The organism is Methylobacter tundripaludum SV96, assembly GCF_000190755.2.
In the GTDB taxonomy this organism is placed as follows: Bacteria; Pseudomonadota; Gammaproteobacteria; order Methylococcales; family Methylomonadaceae; genus Methylobacter_A; species Methylobacter_A tundripaludum.
In genome coordinates this window covers 125081-147095 of sequence record NZ_JH109152.1, presented here as the reverse complement: position 1 = coordinate 147095, position 22015 = coordinate 125081, and the positions used below count along the sequence as shown (strand labels likewise).

The following is a 22015-nucleotide window of genomic DNA, read 5'->3' as shown; positions in this document are numbered from 1 at the left end:
CTTTTTTTGAATTCTAGCACTCTGCAAGAAAGAGTGCTAATAATTTTCTACTCAGGTTTTAATTGCCGCAGTTGGAAATGCAGTACTATCCATGAACCCACCACACCCAGCACAGACGAGATAAACAATAATGCCAAGGTTTCGGTAAAGCCGAAAAACAGCACATGGAAAGCGTCATCATAAAGTCCGGAAAGCTTTTCGATGGGTTGTTTTAAAATCAACATGATGATTGTCACTATAAACCATGCAGCCACGCCGGAAAAAAAGCCAATCCAAAAACCACTGTACAAAAACGGCCTATGAATGAACCCGTTGGTCGCACCCACCAGCTTTGCGATCACGACTTCATCGCGGCGATTATGCAATTCCAGGCGTATGGTATTGGCCGTAATAAACAGCACTCCCGCACCCAGCAACAAACTCAATAAAATAACGCCGCGTCGCGCCACTTCCATAATAGACTGCAGGCGTTTGACCCATTGCATATCCATCTGGGCAAAATCAACTTCCGCCGAGCGCTTAAAATCATCAAGCAAAACCTCAAGCGCCTGCTCGTTTTCAAATGAATTTTTGGGTAACACCTGAATGACAATCGGTAACGGATTTTTTTCCAGGGCTTTTACCGCTTCGCCGAAGCCGCTGTATGACTGGAACTCTGCGAGCGCCTGCTCCTTGGTAATTAATTTAACATCCTGAATATCGGGGTTTTGCCTGATGACGCCCGCAAACTTATTTGCCCTCGCTTCTGAAATGTCGTCTTTAAGAAATAACGAAATTTGATTGCTGGCTTCCAAATTACCCGCCAGCTGCTGTAGGTTCGCCACCAGAATATAAAAACCGCTGGCGAGTGAAATGGCAATCGCCAAAACAACGATTGTCATTGCAGAAGAGAATCGTGATGCGACTAATCGTCCAAGACTTGAAAACAACGCATGCGCATGAAGATTCCGATAAGCATGAAATTTATCGACAAAATTACCGCCCGAAATTTTGGTTTGCCAGCGCGGTTCCTGTTTACCCGGTTTTTTATTAACATGTTTCATCATTTAACTTGCAACCAGTTGACCGTGATCCAGCTTTAAGATTCGATGATTCATTTGGGCAATCAATGATATATCATGCGAAGCAATCAATATGGTGACGCCAACCTGCTGAAACTGCTCAAACAAATGCATTATCTCGGCGGACAGTTCAGGATCAAGATTCCCGGTCGGCTCATCGGCCAAAATCATCGGCGGCTTATTAACCACCGCCCGAGCAATCCCGACCCGCTGTTGCTCGCCACCGGATAAGACAGCAGGATATTTTCTTTCTTTGCCTAATAAGCCGACTTTATCCAATGATGCTCTCACCCTTCGGGAAACTTCATGGTGTCCGTAGCCTGCTATCACTAACGGCAACGCTACATTATCGAAAACCGTTCTATCCTGTAACAGTTTGTAATCCTGAAAGATCAATCCCACTTTCCGGCGTATGAAAGGAACCTGTCTATCCTTAGCCTGATTGAGATCTTGACCGTCCAATAAAACCTGGCCCCGGCTGCAACGCTCAATAACCGCAATCAATTTCAATAATGTGCTTTTTCCTGCCCCTGAACGCCCTGTCAGAAAAGCCATTTCACCGCGTTGCAGATGAAAACTGACATTACGCAAGACATCGCCTGCGCCAGGGTACCTCATACTGACATTATCAAACTTTAACATAGGCCTCTTTAGTCTTTGACAAACAATGCATTTACAAAAGCATCTGCATCGAAATCCTGCAGATCATCAATACCTTCGCCTATTCCTATAAAACGAATCGGGATTCCGAACTGTTTGGCCAGCGCGAAAATAATACCGCCTTTTGCGGTGCCATCAAGTTTGGTCAGAACCAAGCCTGTCAATTCAACAGTTTCGTTAAACAGTTTCGTTTGCGACAAGGCATTTTGCCCGGTGCCGGCATCCAGCACCAGCAACACTTCATGAGGCGCGGTTTCATCCAGCTTACTCATAATCCGTTTTACTTTTTTCAATTCATCCATCAGGTTGGATTTTGTATGCAAACGTCCGGCGGTATCGGCAATCAACACATCGATGCCTTTGGCCTGCGCGGATTGAACGCCGTCATAGATAACGGATGCCGAATCGGCCCCGGTATGCTGAGCGACTACATGAATGTTATTACGCTCACCCCAGGTTTGCAATTGCTCGACAGCCGCGGCTCTAAACGTATCCCCGGCGGCTAACATGACGCTATGGCCTTGAGCTTGCAAGCGTTTGGCCAGTTTACCGATGGTTGTGGTTTTACCCGCGCCATTGACGCCGACAACCAGAATAACAAAAGGTTTGTCCTGTTTTGGGATGTGCAAATTCTTGCTGCACGGCTGGAGCATAATCAGCAATTCCTGCTTTAAAGCGGCCGATAACGCCTCGCCGTCATTGAGCTGGTGCCGCTCAACACTTTCAGTCAAACGCTTGATGATTTCCGTGGTCGCATCAACACCTATATCAGCCATTAACAAACTGGCTTCAATTTCTTCCAGCAAATCCTCGTCAATTTCTTGCCGACCCAGGGGAATGTGCGCCAATACTCCGCTAAGCCCGGAACGGGTGCGTTTTAACTGGGTCTTAAGGCGCAGGTATAGCGACTCAGGTTCCGCTGCCGGATAAGCTTCTTCCGCTGCAGGAACGGCTACGCCTTCGCGTTTCGCCTCAACCTCTGCGGCAGGCTTTAGCTTTTCAACAAAAGCATGACGACTGTAAAAGCTGATGGCAATCAACGGCAGCATCAACAAGGCTGCAAAAGCATTATGAGCCACCGCAGCCCATAAAGGCGCCCCGAGTTTAATGCCGATAATGCCTGAGCCAACCTGCGCCAACAGCAGCACGCTTAGCCATAAGCCTGCTCGCCTGACCGGTTTTGGATGATGCGCCGATGTCGCGTTCAACATCAACAACGTCAGCACGATAAAACTAACCAACGCACCGACCCTATGCAGCCAATTTGCGGCGACTTGCGCATCGAATGCTATGACGCCGGTATAACCTGTGCTTAAGCCGTTAAATAAATCCAGTGCCGTTTGATAATCCGCTTTAGGCCACCATGAGCCATTACATTGAGGAAATCCCGAACAAGCTAAAGCGGCATAGTTAGCGCTAACCCAACCCCCTGAAACAATCTCTAAAAACAACACCCCCATTGCAACTCGGGCAAACAACGCCAAGCCATTGCTGCGCACTGTGAGCAGCGAAGCTTTCGGGTTAACCCGTAAATACAACCAGAATAGCAGCCAGAAAGTCATCATGCCCAGCAACAAATGGCCGGTTACGACAATCGGCATAACGTGCAATTTGACGGCCCACATACCTAAAGCCGCCTGCAATCCGACTAAAATTACCAGCCCCAATACGGCCGTAACGACCGCCAGGCGACTTTGTTGTTCGCGCCACGAAAGCAACGCCAACAACAAGATAGTCACGCCCAAGGTTGCCGCCAGATAACGATGACTCATTTCCTTCGAGGCTTTTTCTATATCGGGCGTCTGACCGGGAAATGCCTCCGCCGCCTGCGCTTTAAAATCGGCTTGCTCGCTAACAATGGCCTGTCCATAGCATCCAGGCCAATCAGGGCAGCCCAGCCCTGCTCCGGATAAACGAACGTATGAGCCTGCTACGATAACTATTAAAGCTAAAACAACGCTAAAGAGAGTTATTTTTCTAAACATTTTATTTTCCACTATCCGATTTGTGAGATTCGCAAAAGATGCATAAGATCACTTTTTACATTGTAAGGATCGAAACCCGGTTCATACTGCATCATTAAATTACCCAGCGGGTCCATTAACAAAAGCATCCCGTCAGGAATATTGCTTTGCCTGATTGCGGCAATTTTCTTGATAACCGCATCATTGGGCTTAACTCTTAATAAGGTCTGGTCATCTTCCCACCATTTGCTAGCGGTTTCCGGCGCAACATCTTTTAAGACCATGACAATTCGACGCGTACGGGTCAATTCTTTATTCAGCATGAGCCGTAACTGCTTGGTTTTATGAATAGCTTCGATACACGATTCATTACAATCGCCATTTGGAATGACGTTTACCAGCAGCCAGTGCCCGGTAAGTTCGGACATATTATCAGTTGAAAACCGGTCAAAACCGGTTAGATCACTACGCTCGGTTGTCAATGGCGGCGTTATTAACTGTCCATGATTGGTCTGTCCCTTTAACAGCTGCGGATGTTCTTTTAATCCCCAAGCGATTAAAAAGGGAATAACCGACATCCCAAAGATAACCAAAATTAATATATGATTTTTATTTTTTTGATTTTGCATCGTTGTTTTTAAAACTGTACCAAATAAATAGTATCGTTAGTGTCAATGCCAATGCAAACCATTGAATTGCATAGGCCGTATGTTGTTCGGGCTGCATAATGGTTGATGTATGCCATTCCCGCTTATAGCCATCAGGTAACTCTTTAGCCAGTTCAATCTGGAATTGGAATAATGAATAGCCTAATTTTTTAGCTAAAACGTCACTATCAACCACCTGCACTATTGATGGCCAACCCTCGGTTGGAATTTCCGCCCCGGCTAATTTTATACCAACGCTTGGAAAATTATTAATCCGTCCGGCAATAATCGCTTCCGCCTTATTAATCTGTAAATCAGGAAGAATCGACCGATTCTGGTTTAAAGGAATCCAGCCCCTGTTCACCAAAACCGCCTTAGTTTCCCCGGTCAATATGAATGGCGTCAAGACAAAATAGCCTGCCTTCCCGTCGCTGATTTGATTATCTATCAAAAACTGGTGCGCCACATCGTAACGCCCTGTAACATCGACATTTCTGTATCTCAATGCCTCTGTATTGTGTTCAATAGCCGTCGACAAATGCAGAGTTTCAGTTGCGAGCGCTCGCTCCTGCTCCTTAAGAAATGCCCGTTTCTGTTCGGAACGATCCAATTGCCACATTCCAAGCGCAATCAACGTCGGTAACAGGCACAAATAAACTAACGTTGGAATGATTTTAAACTTCATTGAGTAGTATCCGAGAGGATCATGCTTTTTTTCCTTATCCTATTGGCACAGGCACCTAAATAACCGAGAATACAAAAACCTTACCCATCAACGAACATAACTGTACTCATGATTATAAAAAGCATCGTTATTATCGCCTTTATCCTGATAATTATCAGCTTGGGCTCAGCACTATTCCATCTGGTTACACACAAGACTCAGGAACAATCCGAAAAAACAGTCAAAGCACTGACTTTTCGCATTACACTTTCAATCGTATTATTCATTTTTATTTTTATAGCCTTTGCAACCGGCATGTTCACGCCTCACGGCCTGGGTGCTCGAATGCACCAAACGCCAGTCGCCCCTGTTAAATAAAAACGACTCAACCATTCCGACAAAAAAAAAGCGCTGTCTGTTAGGCAGCGCTTTTTTTGGTTTGGCTGTTTAGACTAAATTACATAAACAAATACAAATAATCCTAACCATACCACGTCAACGAAATGCCAATACCAGGCAGCGGCTTCAAAAGCGAAATGATTTTCCGGTTTAAAGTGACCTTTCCAGCTACGGAATAAAACAACGCTCAGAATAATAGCCCCTACGCAAACATGGAAACCATGAAAACCGGTCAACATGAAAAAGGTAGATCCATAGATGCCTGAACCCAAAGTTAAACCCATTTCAGTATACGCTTCATGATATTCGAATGCCTGGAATGACACGAATAAGAGGCCCAGACCTACAGTAGCCGCCAAGCCTTTAATTAACTGATCGCGGTTTTTTGCCAGCAAGCCATGATGCGCCCAAGTACAAGATACGCCGCTAGTCAGCAGAATTAAGGTATTCAGGAAAGGCAATCCCCACGCTCCCATAGGCTCGAATTCGCCGCCGACTTTACCGGGACCATTGGTAGGCCAGACTGCTTCGAAAGAAGGCCACAATAGCTCTTTAGTTGCTGCCCTAGCGCCTTCACCGCCCAGCCACGGCACCGATAAATTACGCGTATACCAAAGTGTACCGAAGAAAACGGCAAAAAACATGATTTCCGAAAAGATAAACCACATCATGCCCATACGATAGGAAATACCCACCTGCGTACTATACATGCCTGATTCACTTTCCCCGGACTGCAATGTGAACCACCCGGCAAGCATAACAATAAATACCGTTAGCCCCAACAACATCCAGGCCGAACCGGCTGTCGAACCATTTAAATAATTTGCAAATCCAGCCAGCATCATCACCAAACCGGCAGTTCCAATGACCGGCCAGGTAGCTTTATGCGGAATGTAATACTCGTTACTTGTAGACATGACCTTCCTCTCTCATTTCACTGATGTTTCAGTATTATCAAAAAATGTATATGCAAGTGTAATCGTTTTATATTTCTCGGGTAATTCAGGGTTAACAACAAAACGCACCGGCATAGTCCTGCCTTCTCGCGCTTTGAATGTCTGTTCTGAAAAACAAAAACACTCTGTTTTTTTAAAAAATTCAGCAACCGCTCCGGGTGAAATACTTGGAATTGCCCGAGCAATCATTACCTTATCGGTCTTATTTTCCGCATAAAAATTCACCGTATAATATTCGCCTGGATGAACTTTTAATTTTTTTATTTCTGAACGAAACACCATCGGTGTTGCCTCATTCAGCGCAGTCATAAACTCTACGGTGACCTCTCTGTTTTTATCAATTTCGTAGCTAACTTCCTTAATAGCGGACGATTCGACTTTTCCATTGAGTCCTGTTACTTCACACAAAACATCATAAAGAGGAACCAGGGCATAGCCAAAACCAAACATTCCCAATACAACAAACACCAATATCCGAACTAACTTAGTGTTTTTTTGAGTAACGCCTTCCTTCATTGAGAAACAGCTCTTATCACTGCAAAAACATAAATAGTGACCGCAATTGTAATCAAAATCACTGCTGTCAAAATATTTTTTTGTTTGGTATTCATTATTTCACCTGATACGTTATCTAAGCAGGTTGCTTTTGAAAGCAACCTGAATGCAATACCCTAGATATGCTCAGTCGGTATAACTGTAGGTGGTGTAGTAAAAGAATGATACGGCGGTGGTGATGGCAAAGTCCACTCCAAGCTATGCTTGGCAGCGTCTTCCCACACTTCATCAGTTACTTTTTCGCCGGTTCCGCCTTTGATTGTATCGATAACGATATACAGGAACAGCAGTTGGCTGGCACCGAATATAAAACCGCCAATACTGGAAATCATATTCCAATCCGCAAATTGAACGGCATAATCAGGAATTCTGCGAGGCATACCGGCAAGTCCCAGGAAATGCTGAGGGAAAAACAGGATATTGACCGATACTACAGATAACCAGAAGTGCAACCGACCGATTCTTTCGTCATACATATGACCGGTCCATTTAGGCAGCCAAAAATAGCCGGCAGCCATCAATATAAAGACCGAAGCTGGAACCAGCGTGTAATGGAAATGCGCGACAATAAAATAAGTATCGTGATACTGAAAATCAACCGGTGCAACAGACATCATCAATCCGGTGAATCCACCCATCGTAAACAAAACGACAAAAGCAATCGAAAACAACATCGGTGTTTCAAAAGTCATCGAACCTTTCCACATGGTCGCAGTCCAGTTAAAAACTTTAACCCCGGTAGGAATTGCAATTAACATGGTTGCATACATGAAATACAACTCGCCTGCTATTGGCATGCCGACCGTAAACATATGGTGAGCCCATACGATAAATGACAAAAATGCAATTGAAGCAGTCGCATAAACCATTGAGCTATAACCAAACAAAGGTTTGCGAGCAAATACCGGAATGATTGTAGAAGCCACACCGAAGGTAGGCAGAATCATTACATAAACTTCAGGATGCCCAAAAAACCAGAAAATGTGTTGATAAAGAACTGGATCACCACCACCGGCAGCATCAAAAAAGCTGGTATTGAAGAATTTGTCTGTTAACAACATGGTCACTGCGCCGGCAAAAACAGGCATGATAGCGATTAACAAGAAAGCGGTAATCAACCAGGTCCAAACAAACATCGGCATTTTCATCAAGGTCATGCCTGGGGCACGCATATTGAAAATAGTTGCAATGATGTTAATCGCACCCATGATTGACGAGATACCCAGCAAATGCACAGAGAAAATCGCGAAAGGCAATGCCTTACCGGTTTGCAATACTAACGGTGGATACAAAGTCCAACCGCTGGCAGGTGCGCCGCCTTCCATAAACAAGGTGCTTGCCAGTAATAAAACACCGGCAACCAGCAACCAGAAGCTCATGTTATTCATACGCGGCAATGCCATATCCGGAGCGCCAATCATCATTGGAATCATCCAGTTGGCCAAGCCGACGAATGCCGGCATAACTGCGCCGAATACCATAACCAAGGCATGCATGGTGGTCATCGAATTAAAGAACTGGGGATTAACAAACTGCATACCCGGTTCAAACAATTCGGCGCGAATAACCATTGCCATTGCGCCGCCGACAAAAAACATCGTCAGGGCAAACAGCAAATATAACGTACCGATATCTTTATGATTGGTGGTAATAACCCATCTTAATAGCCCCTTGGCAGGGCCATGCTCGTGATGATCGTGATGATCATCATGTTCAGCGACTACAGCAGACATATTTCATACCTCTTGAATATATAAAAAAGATTAGATCGATAACAACGCAATGACTTATTCACTTTTACCTGCCGCCGGTGTAGCCGATTGCAGAGTCTGGATAGCTGAGGGTTGAATAGAATCACCCACTGAATTACCCAGACCATTACGGGTATATGTTACGACTGCCGCGAAATCAACTGGGCTTAATATTTTCCCGAACGCAGGCATCATGCCTTTTCCATCCAACATCAGCTTAACTTGAGCATTAATATCGCCGGTTACCACTTTACTTGCTGTTATAGCAGGGAAAGTGCCCGATAAACCCGCGCCATCCGCCATATGACAAGATGAACAGTTCGTGTCGTAAACGGATTTACCTTTAGCGATCAATTCTTCATTAGTCCACTGCTTGCTTGCCGATCCTGCTTCAGCCGCTATCGCCGCTTTTTGCTGCTCTACCCAGGCATTGTAGTCAGGTTCGTTCATTGCGATGACCACAATCGGCATAAACCCATGATCCTTACCGCAAAGTTCGGTACATTGACCACGATAAGTACCTGGCTCATCTACAGAAGTCCATGATTCATTGATAAAACCGGGATTAGTATCTTTTTTCCAACCCAGATCCGGCACCCACCATGAATGGATTACGTCTGCTGAGGTAAATACAAAACGAATTTTCTTCTTAGTTGGAATAACTAACGGCTTATCAACATTCAACAAGTAATGAGGAACGGATCTAGGATCGATGCCTGAACCTACTTGACGTACTTTATTGCTCGCCTCATCCAGACTGCTGAAAAAATGAATTCCATTATCAAGATATTCATATTCCCACTTCCATTGATGTCCGGTTACCTTAATGGACATTTCGGATTCTTGCACATCATCCAGCTCTATCATGGCCTTGGTGGCTGGAATAGCCATGCCAATCAAAATCAAGGTCGGGATAATCGTCCAAATAATTTCAACCGTGGTATTTTCATGAAACTGCTCCGCTTTATGTCCTCTTGATTTACGATGATGGTAAATCGAGTAGAACATAGTTCCGAACACACCAATACCTATGAATACACAAATCCATAGAATCAGCATGTGCAGGTCATAAACGTCATTACTGACCTTTGTAACCCCTCTCATTAAATTGAGCGTATATTCCGCCTGCGCTGTCCCTAGGCCTAAAGCCATTAAGATCAGACCTGCGAACAGTTGCTTTGTTTTCTTCACGGAGCAGCCTCCTCGTTAGTAGTTATAAACTCTTGTATGCGTTATATCGTTTCGTAATTTCAGGACATGCCAAGGTCGGCCCTATTCCGTTTACGTAATAATTATCACAAATAATCTTTTTGATTTTAACCTATGAAGGCAATCTATACCAGCTGTCCTTTCCTTGATATTATTTAGCGCAATAAAAAGGCTTGTGAATCAATGCAACTCACAAGCCCTTTGTTTTCTAATTTTGGAATCGGATTAGCTGTTTAGCGCATCCGCATAAGCCATATCAAAGTTAGGAATGTGGCTATCTAACCAACCCTTAACCAGTTGACCAACGCCTTCGTCAACTTCTGCCTGACCCGCATGAAATTTTGCTTGCAGACCGCCGCAAATACCTATCAAAGCTTCATGCTCCTCCTTGTGGCGATCGTAGCCTGCATAACCTTTTGCCAGCATTTCTTTTTCTTCATGAGCAAAATGATCGACAACATATGAAATCAAATCATCTAATTGCGCACCTATTGCAGAACGTTCCGCTCCTCCTGTTGCTAAATCATACAGTTTATTAAGCTTATCAAACAAAATCTTATGTTCATCATCTGCAAAGCCAACATTTGTACCGTATTGACCGGCTGTCCAAGTAATTAAAGCCATAACGTCTCTCCTGATATTTTTTATATTATTGATTATTTACCGCACAAACATTATGGATTATATCTAACTCCAAATCCATATTTAATTTATGGTATAAATCAACACACTCCCCGCCCACCAAAAACCTGATTTTTTTGTTAATTTCCAAGCCGGGGTGAATAATATCAGAACAACATTTACGTTAGTGTAACTTTGCCAGAAAAGAAGGGTCAATTCGACATCCGCCAATTTCCGGACGATCCAACAAATCCTGCTCGAAATCCCGATAGGTGGATAGCTGAAAAGCAACGCGTGTAATCTTGCCGCCGGAAAATTCAAACTCCATAGCGCCGCCTTTAACACGCGGACTGCCTTCCTTAGTGGTAAATAATAAAAGTCCCGCAGATTTTCCCAAGCTGTCAGGAACCGGGCGCGCGCAGCTCAGCTCGTTTATTAACAACCCTGAAAAGACTTGCGCCAGTTGACGAGCGCTGACAATAACGCCCTCGCCAGGGATAGCCGCCGACGCAGGCGCTGCTGCTACAACGGGAGCAACCTGGGCAATTGAAGCATCCGTAGGAGCTGGCGCTACCGGAGGATTCAGCAATAATTCCAAGCCAAAATTACCTAAATGATTTTGCAGTAACACACTGCCGTCGCCATTTTTTTCCGTACTTAGCAAGGGAAACAGCTGACGCTCCATTTCTGCCTTGTTTGGATTGTTCAGCACTGCAACCAACTGCCTCTCAATCGACTTAAGCGGCGTAAACAATTGCTCTTTTTTGTGGCTGGCCTCGCCCACCTGATCCCAGTCGGACGGCGTATTAACCGGCAATCCCATCGACTTCATAGCCACATAATCATCAGGTGCCAGACAATTAGCGAAGTTTTTGCTGCGATAACTTTCTATGACTTTAGGGCGCATTTCTTCACTCTGCGTCTTTTGCCGAGTAATATTGTAGTTGTTCCAATCGCCATTTTTAGCCAGAAAATAGTAAATCACCGCATTGCGGTCAAACTTGTTAAAACCCAAATCCTTCATCACCAGTTTCAATTTCCGGCAATTACCTTCCACGTCCGGGTAATTATTCCAGTCAGGCTTTAAATTCGGTTTTGCCGGATGTTTCGATTGCTCAATCAATTGCTGAAGATTGATTTCCCCAGCCGCTGATTTTATTGGCGAATAGCCAATTTCTTCGAACGACAAATCGCGTGCATCAGGGATGCCGTCAGCCGTCGTTTTTAACAGCAAAGAAGGCAAAATTTCCGGATAAATCTTTAGTTCACCCAGCTGCTTGGTATCGGAACCAAACAGATGGAACCCGCCTTCCGCCACATCAAAAACCTTAAACATCGTCTGATTGAGCGTTCCGGTCTTACCTGCATAAGTCGTAGCCGCCGGTAATGAATGCGACTCCGAACTATGTTTGGCCGATTGATGGGACGCAGGCGTTGTTACTTCCGCCTGCTGATTGCTCTTTACCCACTGCCCGGCAACCTGCCCCATGATCGCAACCCCCATGCCGACGCCCGTCAGCGCCAGCAAATTGCCGGCTGCATTCACATCACCGACCAAGCTCGATACATCCACGTCGCTATTAGCGTTCGTGTAAAAGTTATAATCGACCATGGTTTCCCTGCCCGAATCCAGACGTATCCACGGCGTCAGGTAAAGCTTCTTGGCATCGAAGGTAAAATTGCACTTGCCGGTGGTCGCCTGATACAAAAAGCCGGTAGCTTCACGACTAAACTTCAGCGCCTCGTTACGCACGCTATAAATAAGAGCCGCCGATAAATCGCCTTTTTCATAAGAAGGCGCCATATTGGTACAGCCGCTTTTTAAGACATTGTCGCCTTTAAAATCGAACTCCGAAATCAACCGCACATAATAATCATCGCCATCAATGGATTGAAAACCTTGTAAAGGTTGAAACTGGCTCGCCTGAGTGGAAGGATGATCAACCACAATTTGCCGGGTCGTTGTACATCCGGACAACAGCGTACCGGCAACTAAAATTAATTTTACTGATGAGATAGTGCGAATCGACATGCATTAACCTTGTGCCGTAAGTTAACGGCGAATCTAACTGGAAAAAAACGAAAATAATAGGGCTTTCTCGGAGACTTTGTCATGTTTTATTTTTACCTGGTCACCCGTAAAGGCGTTCGACAACAGCTCCTGCATTGCTCTATCTCCTGTATCCGTATAGCCGTAAAGATGTATTACCAATGCGCGGTTATATCTGCACTTGTTCCGCGAAAAAATTGAAATCAGCGCTTTCCCTATAAGGGAGAACACCCAGCAAAGGCGCATCCACACCGACTTTTATGGTCAGGATATTCTCGTCCCCGTTTAACAACTCCGGGTCCGTACAAACTGCAATCCAGCCCGCACAATTTACGCCTGACTGCTTTATCGCCTGATGCGTCAGTCTTGCATGATTAATACACCCCAACTTGATGGCGACTACCATAATAACCGGCAGCGCCAGCACTTTTGCCAAATCGCTGATAGCTTCCCGCTCATTTAAAGGCGTGTACCAACCTCCGGCGCCTTCAACGACAACGATGTCGGCCAGGGCTTTCAACAGCTCGAATTTGACGGCCAAATGATCCAGTCTGACCGGGTCTTTTACACCCGCAATATGAGGAGAAACAGGCAGTTCGTAGGCGTAAGGGTTGATCAAGTCGTAATCAATCTGCAATGACGCGTTTTCTTGTATCAGCAACGCATCTTCATTTTGCAGCCGCCCGTCCAACATCAAACAACCGGCGGCAACGGGTTTCATGCCTACAACCGATTTTCCCTGACTTTTAAAGTAACGCATCAGCGCAATCGTCGCCCAAGTTTTGCCGACGTTGGTGTCGGTGCCGGTTATAAAGTAACCTTTTTCCATTAGCTTGCCGTGACCATAATGGCCTCGTAAGTCGCAGGAATCCGATCGCTGGTCCGATGCCGCTCATAAGCCGCAATCATGCGCTGCATCTGCGTTTTGGTAGTGATATTTTTATTACGCCCGGCAATCATGTTATGCGCGCCGATGTGCTTTAGCTCCTTCATCAGCGCCAAAACCGAACCGTAGCTCGATCTATAAAGCCTGGTTTCAATTTTTATCTCGGTGTAACCCGCCAACTGGAGAAAGTGAGTCAGCTGTTGCTCGCTATAAAAGTCATTAACGTGGTTGTAGTCGTCGACATCCGCCCACGCGGCTTTTAATTCCTGTAACGTTTGCGGGCCGAATGTCGAAAAAACCAGCCGACCGCCCGGTTTCAATACCCGTTTAATATCGGTAAAAACGACATCGAGATTGATGCACCACTGCAACGCGAGATTGGAAAACACGCCATCGACGATTTGTCCGGCAAGCGGCAACTGCTCGGCATCGGCGCATAAATAAGTGACATTCGGCATATCGGCCAGCTTTGTTCGCGTTACCTGCAACATCGGCAACGCCATATCCAGCGCGATAACAGGCTGAGCAAACGCCAATAACTTTGCGGATAAAAAACCGGTGCCGCACCCCAAGTCCAACAGAGGCCCCCTCAGGCTTTCGGTATCGATAGTGCCCAGCAGCGCCTTACCGACAGTGCGCTGTAGCTCGGCAACACCGTCATAAGTAACCGAAGCCGCAGCAAACGACTGCCTGATTTTGGCTTTATCTAAATACATTGCTCATCCATAAATCGGGAAATAATCGCCAGCGTTTCCCGGCTGTGCGATAAAAACGGCACATGCCCTGCCCTGTCGATTACATTTAATTCCAAGCTTGGCAATAACTGCTGCATTTTTTGACCTACGGCCACGGGAACCAAGGTGTCCAGGCCGCCTAAGATGGCCGAGACAGGAATAGTCAGCCCGGATAAAACCGGCCTCAAATCAGCCTCTTTTAGTATTTTCAATCCGCCCTGCAAGGTATTTTTATCAGGCGCATCGCATTCAAACACGGATTCTTTAAGCGTCTTCAACAGGATTTTCCGATCGGGCAAGCCGTTTACCTGCAAGGATAAAAAACGCAGCAAAGTCGCCTGACAGTTTTTATTCAAATGCCCCGCAAAATCATCCAGCAAGCCTGTATCCATGCCCGGCCATTGTTCTGTTTGCGTATACGAGGGATTCCCCGCCAGCAAAACCAGTGAAGACACCCGCTCCGGGTAACGATCGGCTATATCAAGCACCACCGTAGCGCCCAAGGACCAGCCCAGCCAGCAAATCCCTCCAGCCCCTTTTTTAAAGAGGGAGGTTTGCCCATTGCCCTCTCTTGGGCAAGAGGCATACTCATTCCCCCCCTTTGAAAAAGAGGGGCTAGGGGGGATTATATTAACCAACTCGTCGCTAATCCGTTCCAACGTAAACGGATCGATTTTTTCGCTACGCCCGTGTCCCGGCAAATCGATACAGGTAACACGGTAATTTTGCGCCAACTGCTTGGCGAACTCGCGCCAGATACCGGTGTGCATCGCCCAGCCATGCACCAGCACAATGGGCTTGCCTTTGCCGAACGTTTCCAGGTGAATTTTTGTCACTTGCAACCTGCGATAATTTTAGCCAATGCATCCAGCAACCGATCGACATGTTGTTCCTCATGCAGCGCAGAAAAAGTCACCCGTAACCTTGCGCTGCCTTGAGGCACGGTCGGCGGGCGTATCGCGCTGACCAGAAAACCGGCATCTAATAAAGCGTTGCTGATGTTTACAGCCCTTTGGCTGTCTCCAATCAGGATGGGCTGAATGGCCGACGACGATGCCATCACCTGTAGCCCGAGCTGCTCCGCGCCCAGCCTGAATCGCTCCGACAGTTTTTTAAGCTTGTCCCGACGCCAGCTTTCTGAGATAACAATTTTTAGGCTTGCCCGTGTCGCCTCGGCAACTGCCGCCGGTAAAGCGGTGGTGTAAACATAAGTGCGAGCTTTCTGGATCAGGGTTTCAATCAATACCTCGGAACCCGCGACAAACGCGCCAAAAGTGCCAAAACCTTTACCCAAAGTCCCCATCAATACCGGCACATCGTCCTGACCGAGACCGTAATGTTCAACAATCCCGCCGCCGTATTCGCCGATTACGCCCAGTCCATGCGCATCGTCAACCATCAGCCAGGCACCCTGTTTTTTTGCGGCAACGGCCAATTCATTAAGAGGTGCAAAATCGCCATCCATGCTGAATACGCCATCGGTCACGATCAGTTTGTTACCTGCGGCTTTTTCCAGATTTGCGCTGAGATCAGCCGCATCGGCATGGGCATAGCGCTTAAATCGTGCGCCGGACAACAGGCCGCCGTCCAACAAGGAAGCATGGTTCAACCGGTCTTCAAACACCGCATCGCCACGCCCCAATAAAGCCGAGATCACGCCGATATTGGCCATGTATCCCGTAGAAAACAATAATGCCCGGTCGCGTCCGGTAAACGCCGCCAACTCTTCTTCCAAAGCATGATGAGCCGCACTATGCCCGCAAATCAAATGCGCCGACCCGCTGCCGACGCCGTACTGATCCGCACCGGCTTTAAACGCATTGACCACATCGGGGTGATTGGCCAACCCCAGATAATCATTGCTGCAAAAATTGACAACATTCCTGCCGTCAATTTCCAGATTAATGCCTTGAGGGGATTCTATAATCCGCCGGGAGCGATATAAGCCCTGTTGGGCAATATCATCAAGCTCGGCTGTTAGCTCTGAGAATGGGTGAGCCATTAGGTTTAAGACACATGTTGCTGGTTCCCAAGCTCAAGCTTGGGAACCCAGAAGGCGAAGCTCCAGCTTCGCGAGTCAGGAAGCTGGAGCTTCCAAGACTGGATTCCCAAGCTGGGGCTTGGGATCCAGCGCAAACTGTGAGATAAATCTGTGCTTATCCGTATCATCCGTGTTCCATTATAAAATTGAACAGTTAGCACTCATCAAGCGTAACTTGAACCACCGGAATAGACCCCCAAACGATCAAACAAAGCCAAATCATGGTTAGTCATCGGATTGTCGGTGGTCAATAATTTATCGCCGTAAAAAATCGAGTTGGCGCCGGCCAAAAAGCACAACGCCTGCATTTCATCGCTCATGTTATTGCGACCTGCAGATAGCCTCACACGCGACTTGGGCATCATGATTCTGGCAACGGCTATGGTTCTGATAAAGATGATCGGATCCAGCGACTCTGTGCCCATCAGCGGCGTGCCCTCAACCTGCACCAGCATATTGACCGGCACGCTTTCGGGATGCTTGGGCAGGTTTGCCAGTTCGATCAACAGATTGGCGCGATCGACATCGCTCTCGCCCATGCCCACGATGCCGCCGCAACACACGTTAATCCCGGCATCCCTGACCCGCGCCAGCGTATCCAGACGATCCTGGTAAGTCCGCGTGGTGATCACTTCGGAATAATAGTCTTCCGAAGTATCCAGATTGTGGTTGTAATAATCCAGACCGCCCTCTTTTAATCGGGCCGTTTGGGCGTCGGTCAGCATTCCCAAGGTTACGCAGGTTTCCATACCCAGCGCCTTAACGCCCTGAACCATTTCCACCACCCGTTCCACATCCCTATCCTTAGGCTGACGCCAAGCCGCGCCCATGCAAAAACGCGATGCGCCTTGATCTTTAGCCAATTGCGCCGCCTTCAATACCGCATCGACCGGCATTAGCGCCTCGGGCGTCAAATCGGAATCATAGCGGGCGCTTTGCGGGCAATAGCCGCAATCTTCGGAACAAGAGCCGGTTTTGATACTCAACAGGCTACTAATCTGAACTTCATTGGGATCGAAATTTTCCCGATGTACGGTTTGCGCCTTAAAAATCAGGTCATTAAAAGGCAACGCATAAAGCGCTTGCACTTCGTCCAACTGCCAATCATGGCGAATTGCAGGGTTTGCAGACATTCTGTTAAGCTCCAGTTACTGTAATACTTAAACAAAGACAATCGATAAACTTGTCAACCTGTTCAAATGAAAATGGTATACAACTGGATCAATATTATACAGGATTACCTGCTTCCGCCTACCTGCATCTTATGCGGTAACCCAGGACACAATTCCCGCGACATTTGCCATTCGTGCTATACGCACTTGCCTAGAAATAATCTATGTTGTTATCGATGCGCCGAAATACTGGAAACGCCCACTACCGCCCCCGTGCTTTGCGGCCGCTGCCTGAGTCGGCATCCGGCATTTGACGAAACTTACGCGCCGTTCATTCATCAGGGAGCCATCCGGCATTTAATCGGCACCTTAAAATTCGGCGCCAATTACAAGAATGCGCGCTTGCTCGGCATGTTATTGGCCGACCACCTGAAACAAACCGCCGAGCGGCCGGATTTGATTTTGCCGGTTCCGTTGCATAAAGCCCGTTACCGCGAACGCGGCTTCAATCAGGCCATAGAAATCGCCAGAACCGTCGCCAAGGAGATGCAGATTCCGCTGGACCTGACCAGTTGCAGGCGAAACCGCGACACGCCCCATCAAACGCAACTACCCGCCAAAAAACGCCGCAAAAACCTGAAAAACGCCTTTTCCATCATCAACCCCATCCACGCCCGGCATATCGCGATACTTGACGACGTCATGACCACCGGCTCAACAACCCATGAACTGGCCTATTTATTGAAAAAAGCAGGCGCTAGCCGGGTTGATGTTTGGGTTTGTGCGAGGGCTTGATTCACCAATATCGTCAGGGTTAATCCGGATACTTTTTATTTTTCCGACTGCGAACGTCAATAAGCCCAGCTCTCATGCCTAACCGGTAGCTTATTCAACTCATCCTTATAGAACCGCCATTTCGGCATGAACCGGTCCATCAAGGTTACGAATCGGATGTTGTGGGTAGGCTCCAGCAAATGAACCATCTCATGCACAACGATGTATTCCAGACACTCCCGCGGCTTCTTCGCAAGCTCGGTATTGAGCCGGATGCTTTTCGAACTTGGACGACAACTGCCCCACTTCGTTTTCATCCTTTGCACAAAGAACCGTTCCACCTTCACACCTATAAGCGGCTCCCATTTGTCGATCAACGCCGGAACGGCTTCCTTGAGCCTTTCGCGATACCATGCTTCAAGAATCTCCTGCTTCCTTATATCACTGCTTGCAGGACGAATTTGAAGTCGCATTTTATTGTGCTTTAACTCGACTTCCGGCGCGGCATCTTTCTCAACCAGTTGGAGCAGATAACGTTTTCCCCAAACGTAATGGCTTTCGCGGTCGAGGTATTCGCGCGGCGTTTCACGTTGTTGTTCGCGCAACTTTTGCTGTTGGCTTTTGATCCAGCCAAGCTTGGTAATCGCAAACACGCGGATGGTATCCAAATCCATCCGCAACGGCGCGGCAATACGCACCTTGCCGGTAGGTGGATACACGCTCAAATGGATATTCTTGATGTCTTTTAGCACCACATCCACGGCAATATCGCCAAGCCGGATCTGCGTGACCATCAATATTCCTTATGTTGGGTAATGATCGGGAAAATGCGCTCAACCTTAGCCTCATCCTGTAAAACTCCATACAAAGCTGATTTGATGATTTGCTCTTTTGCCTGAACGCCGCGCCAATCGTCAGGCCTGACTTGTCTAATGGTCTCGTCGATCCTGACGACCAATGCCAACACATCATTTTTGCTTGCATGCCCATAGACGGCAGACGGCTCAGCCGTACCGGAACAAAGATTGTCATAAAGCGCGCGGCGTCCCGGCGTATTTAATTGTTCGGGCGTATCATCGGCCTGACCCTTTTCCACCGTCTTCGCCAGTTCGGCAATCCGTTTCAGGTATTCCTCATACTCAACAGCCTTGGCTTTACGGGTGGCGATGATCTCGTCCAGCAGCGCCGACATCTTGTCGTAAAAAGCCGGGTTGTTCAGGTGTTCCTTAATGATCTTGCTGCGAACATTATTCTCAATGGTCTCGGCCACGGCGTCCTTGTTGCCCTTCAAGCCGCCAAGTTGCGTGTTGATCGCATCCGCAATGCCGGTTTTCACAATCAGTTCCAATAGCGGCATGTTATCGAACGGCGAAATCTTCCTCGGCGCATCGGCTTCAATATAGGTGTCGATCAGGTGCCGCATGTCAGCCTCGTAGGCTTTCATATCCAGCTTTTCGTCGGCGGCGTTGCGGATGATTTCCCGCAGCTTGAGATACTCGTCAAGTTTCTGTTTGACGCGCTTAGTCTCGACATCGCTGTATCCGGCTTTGTCCAGTTCGCCATCGATATTGGCGTAGGCACGCACCAAAGCGACCGCCGCCTTGTAAAACGCAACACGTTGCGTTTCATGCGCCTTCAGATCATCAGGTATCTCGGTGTTGCCGCAGAAATAATGGATGTACTCAAGCTCACTCTTCGGCGGCTCCACCGACTCGCAAAGCAGCGCGATAGCCTCCAATGCATTATCCAAGCGTTCCCGGCCTTTAGTCAGGCGGTCTTGCAGCATGATCTCAGGATCGACACCGCCCGCGCTATGATCAAGCTCTGAGCTATAAACTGCGATGGCGTTTTCCACCTTCTTGAACAGATCCTTGTAGTCCACAATATAGCCGAAATCCTTGTCCTCCCCGTCCAGCCGGTTAGTGCGGCAAATGGCCTGGAACAGTCCGTGATCCTTCATGCTCTTGTCGATATAAAGATAAGTGCAGCTCGGCGCATCGAAACCGGTCAGCAACTTGTCCACCACAACCAGCAGCTTCATGTTGGCCGGTTGCTCCTTGAACAACTTCTTGGCGTTGTCCTCATAGGTCTCGGTTTTGGACTTGCCGGACAGAGCATCCACGTTGTGCAGCAGCTCGGTGTAGGTGTTGTAGATGAACAACTTGTCCGTCTCCGTGTTCGCGCCGGTATCTTCCAGCGTGATGTCTTTAATCTGGGGATTATAGGAGGTGACGACCGCGCACTTGCCTTTAAACACCGTCTTCTGAAACAGCTCAAAATACTTGCATGCCTCATAGATGCTGGAGGCCACCAGGATAGCGGTGCCACGCCCGTCATTCAGGCGGCGGCGTCTTTTAAAGTCGAAGATAATGTCCGCAACCACCCGCGCCATGCGGGACTTGGAGCTAAGCACATTCTGCATCGTGCCCCACTTTTCGCGCAGGGCTGCCTTTTGCCAATCGTTCAGATTCGTGGTGGAAGCCTCGAACCATTCATCGACCGTTTCCTCCGAACCTAAATGCTGGTCGATGTCCCGCGCCTCATAAATTAAGTCGAGCACTACATTATCCTCTACCGCCTCGCTGAATTTGTAAGTGTGAATATAGCCGCCAAACACTTCCAGACTGGTGGCTTTATCCTGCTTCAACAGCGGCGTTCCGGTAAAGCCGATAAACACCGCGCTGGGCATCAACGCCTTCATCGTGCGGTGCAGCTTGCCGCTTTGGGTGCGATGGCATTCGTCCACAAATACGAATAGCTCACCTACCGTCCGGCAAGGTTGAGCTTCCAATTCCTTGATGAACTGCTCGAAATCCTCCACGCCCTTTTTGCCGAACTTGTGCACCAGCGAACACAGCAAGCGCGGCGTAGCTTGACCAAGCTGAGTCATCAAGTCGCGACCGCTTCCGGCGCGGGCCATCGGATGACCGGCAGCAATGAAAACGCCCTCGATCTGTTTATCCAGTTCGTCGCGGTCGGTGACAATCACCACGCGGGCATCAGGCTTGTTTTCCAGAATCCATTTCGCCAGCAGCACCATTACGATGCTCTTGCCGCTGCCCTGAGTATGCCAGATAATGCCGCCCTCGCCGCGGAGGACATGCGCCTGCGCCGCCTTGATGCCGAAATACTGGTGTACGCGCGGCAGCTTTTTCCAACCGCCATCGAACAGTACGAAGTCGTGCATCAGCTCGATCAGACGCGCCTTGTCGCACATCTTCAGCAGGTATTTATCCAGCTTGTAGCGGCTGTTGTCGGTCTCGTCTTCTTTCCATTTCAGGAAATACTTTTCCTCGGTCTTGATAGTGCCGTATTGCAGCCCCTCGGAATCGTTACCGGCGAAGATGAGTTGCACGGTACTGAAAAACCAAGCATTGAATTCCGGCTGCTGGTTGGAAATATTCTGGCGAATACCATCGCCGATTGAGACGCGGCTGTTCTTCAACTCGATCACGCCCACGGCGATGCCGTTAACGTAAAGCACCAAGTCGGGCCGTCGGTTGCAGTTGCCGCATAAGGTAACTTCCTCGGCAATGGCGAAATCGTTTTGCGCCGGGTTTTCCCAGTTGATCAGCTTGATTGTCTCCGTATTCTGGCCCACTGCCGCCTGCACCTGAATGCCGTAGCGCAGCAAGCTATACACTGCCTTGTTGTTGTCGTACAGGCTGCGGTTCGGATTGCCCACCTCGGCGCGCAGCCGGTCGAGCGCCCGGCTGATCTGCTCCGGGCGGCAGCCGCTCTTGGCCAGAAAATCGGCAAGCAACCCTTCCTCGATATTGCTGTTGTTGTCGCGGTCAGTCCAGTCGCCAAGGAAGCGATAGCCCAATTCATCGCGGAATAGCGTAATGACACGGTTCTGCGTGGCGCGTTCGGATTGACCAATCTCATTCATTTTGCATTTCCATTATTTGACTTTTGCAATGGCTTAGAC

General features: G+C 47.9%; 20 protein-coding genes. 2 read left to right on the top strand and 18 right to left on the bottom strand.

The genetic code is table 11. The features are described from left to right. Positions 1-47: 47 nt before the first annotated feature. From ftsX to METTU_RS00695, 5 genes are read right to left on the bottom strand one after another with little or no spacing between them, the layout of a single operon-like run. The gene (gene ftsX / locus METTU_RS00715) at positions 48-1046 is read right to left on the bottom strand and encodes a permease-like cell division protein FtsX (RefSeq protein ID WP_006889372.1); all 999 of its coding nucleotides are present in this window, start codon (positions 1044-1046) and stop codon (positions 48-50) included. Continuing rightward, on the bottom strand, positions 1047-1703 hold the full coding sequence (gene ftsE / locus METTU_RS00710; RefSeq protein WP_006889371.1) for a cell division ATP-binding protein FtsE: 657 nt from the start codon (positions 1701-1703) through the stop codon (positions 1047-1049). Between the two features lie 8 nt (positions 1704-1711). Next, positions 1712-3706 (bottom strand): signal recognition particle-docking protein FtsY, encoded by a 1995-nt coding sequence (gene ftsY / locus METTU_RS00705; RefSeq protein WP_006889370.1) that lies wholly within the window; start codon positions 3704-3706, stop codon positions 1712-1714. An 11-nt stretch (positions 3707-3717) separates the two neighbouring features. Next, positions 3718-4314: a redox-active disulfide-containing membrane protein gene (locus tag METTU_RS00700; RefSeq protein ID WP_006889369.1), complete on the bottom strand. Its 597-nt coding sequence runs from the start codon at positions 4312-4314 to the stop codon at positions 3718-3720. Then, positions 4295-5017 carry an SURF1 family protein gene (locus METTU_RS00695; protein ID WP_006889368.1) on the bottom strand — a complete coding sequence of 241 codons (723 nt, stop codon included), beginning with the start codon at positions 5015-5017 and terminating at the stop codon, positions 4295-4297. Before METTU_RS00695 ends, METTU_RS00700 begins: the two co-directional genes overlap by 20 nt. A gap of 108 nt (positions 5018-5125) precedes the next feature. Between METTU_RS00695 and METTU_RS00690 the strand changes: the two genes are divergently transcribed. Beyond that, positions 5126-5374, top strand: a complete 249-nt coding sequence (locus METTU_RS00690; protein ID WP_006889367.1) for a twin transmembrane helix small protein — start codon at positions 5126-5128, stop codon at positions 5372-5374. Positions 5375-5448: 74 nt separating this feature from the next. Here METTU_RS00690 and METTU_RS00685 read toward each other — a convergent pair whose 3' ends face one another. The 11 genes from METTU_RS00685 to bioB all read right to left on the bottom strand — a co-directional run bounded on the left by METTU_RS00685 (position 5449) and on the right by bioB (position 17331). After that, on the bottom strand, positions 5449-6312 hold the full coding sequence (locus tag METTU_RS00685; RefSeq protein WP_006889366.1) for a cytochrome c oxidase subunit 3: 864 nt from the start codon (positions 6310-6312) through the stop codon (positions 5449-5451). A 12-nt stretch (positions 6313-6324) separates the two neighbouring features. Continuing rightward, positions 6325-6867 (bottom strand): cytochrome c oxidase assembly protein, encoded by a 543-nt coding sequence (locus METTU_RS00680; protein ID WP_006889365.1) that lies wholly within the window; start codon positions 6865-6867, stop codon positions 6325-6327. 155 nt (positions 6868-7022) lie between these two features. Next, the gene (gene ctaD / locus METTU_RS00675; protein WP_006889364.1) at positions 7023-8639 is read right to left on the bottom strand and encodes a cytochrome c oxidase subunit I; all 1617 of its coding nucleotides are present in this window, start codon (positions 8637-8639) and stop codon (positions 7023-7025) included. Between the two features lie 54 nt (positions 8640-8693). Beyond that, on the bottom strand, positions 8694-9848 hold the full coding sequence (coxB, locus tag METTU_RS00670; protein ID WP_006889363.1) for a cytochrome c oxidase subunit II: 1155 nt from the start codon (positions 9846-9848) through the stop codon (positions 8694-8696). Between the two features lie 243 nt (positions 9849-10091). Next, entirely contained in the window at positions 10092-10490 is a 399-nt protein-coding gene (locus tag METTU_RS00665; RefSeq protein WP_006889362.1) for a bacteriohemerythrin, read from the bottom strand. A gap of 181 nt (positions 10491-10671) precedes the next feature. Beyond that, entirely contained in the window at positions 10672-12519 is a 1848-nt protein-coding gene (locus METTU_RS00660; RefSeq protein WP_006889361.1) for a hypothetical protein, read from the bottom strand. Between the two features lie 187 nt (positions 12520-12706). Then, entirely contained in the window at positions 12707-13366 is a 660-nt protein-coding gene (bioD, locus tag METTU_RS00655) for a dethiobiotin synthase (RefSeq protein ID WP_006889359.1), read from the bottom strand. Next, positions 13366-14139 carry a malonyl-ACP O-methyltransferase BioC gene (gene bioC, locus METTU_RS00650; RefSeq protein ID WP_006889358.1) on the bottom strand — a complete coding sequence of 258 codons (774 nt, stop codon included), beginning with the start codon at positions 14137-14139 and terminating at the stop codon, positions 13366-13368. Before bioC ends, bioD begins: the two co-directional genes overlap by 1 nt. Beyond that, positions 14130-14993 (bottom strand): alpha/beta fold hydrolase, encoded by an 864-nt coding sequence (locus tag METTU_RS00645; protein ID WP_006889357.1) that lies wholly within the window; start codon positions 14991-14993, stop codon positions 14130-14132. The genes bioC and METTU_RS00645 overlap by 10 nt, the downstream gene beginning before the upstream one ends. After that, on the bottom strand, positions 14990-16159 hold the full coding sequence (gene bioF, locus METTU_RS00640; RefSeq protein WP_006889356.1) for an 8-amino-7-oxononanoate synthase: 1170 nt from the start codon (positions 16157-16159) through the stop codon (positions 14990-14992). Before bioF ends, METTU_RS00645 begins: the two co-directional genes overlap by 4 nt. A gap of 203 nt (positions 16160-16362) precedes the next feature. Continuing rightward, positions 16363-17331 (bottom strand): biotin synthase BioB, encoded by a 969-nt coding sequence (gene bioB, locus METTU_RS00635; RefSeq protein WP_006889355.1) that lies wholly within the window; start codon positions 17329-17331, stop codon positions 16363-16365. A gap of 66 nt (positions 17332-17397) precedes the next feature. On the opposite strand from bioB, the gene METTU_RS00630 reads away from it, so the two are divergent. Further along, on the top strand, positions 17398-18105 hold the full coding sequence (locus tag METTU_RS00630) for a ComF family protein (protein WP_006889354.1): 708 nt from the start codon (positions 17398-17400) through the stop codon (positions 18103-18105). A 56-nt stretch (positions 18106-18161) separates the two neighbouring features. Here the strand turns inward: METTU_RS00630 and METTU_RS00625 are convergent, their stop codons facing one another. After that, positions 18162-18878 (bottom strand): M48 family metallopeptidase, encoded by a 717-nt coding sequence (locus METTU_RS00625; RefSeq protein WP_006889353.1) that lies wholly within the window; start codon positions 18876-18878, stop codon positions 18162-18164. Beyond that, entirely contained in the window at positions 18878-21976 is a 3099-nt protein-coding gene (locus tag METTU_RS00620) for a type I restriction endonuclease subunit R (protein WP_006889352.1), read from the bottom strand. Before METTU_RS00620 ends, METTU_RS00625 begins: the two co-directional genes overlap by 1 nt. Positions 21977-22015: the final 39 nt, after the last annotated feature.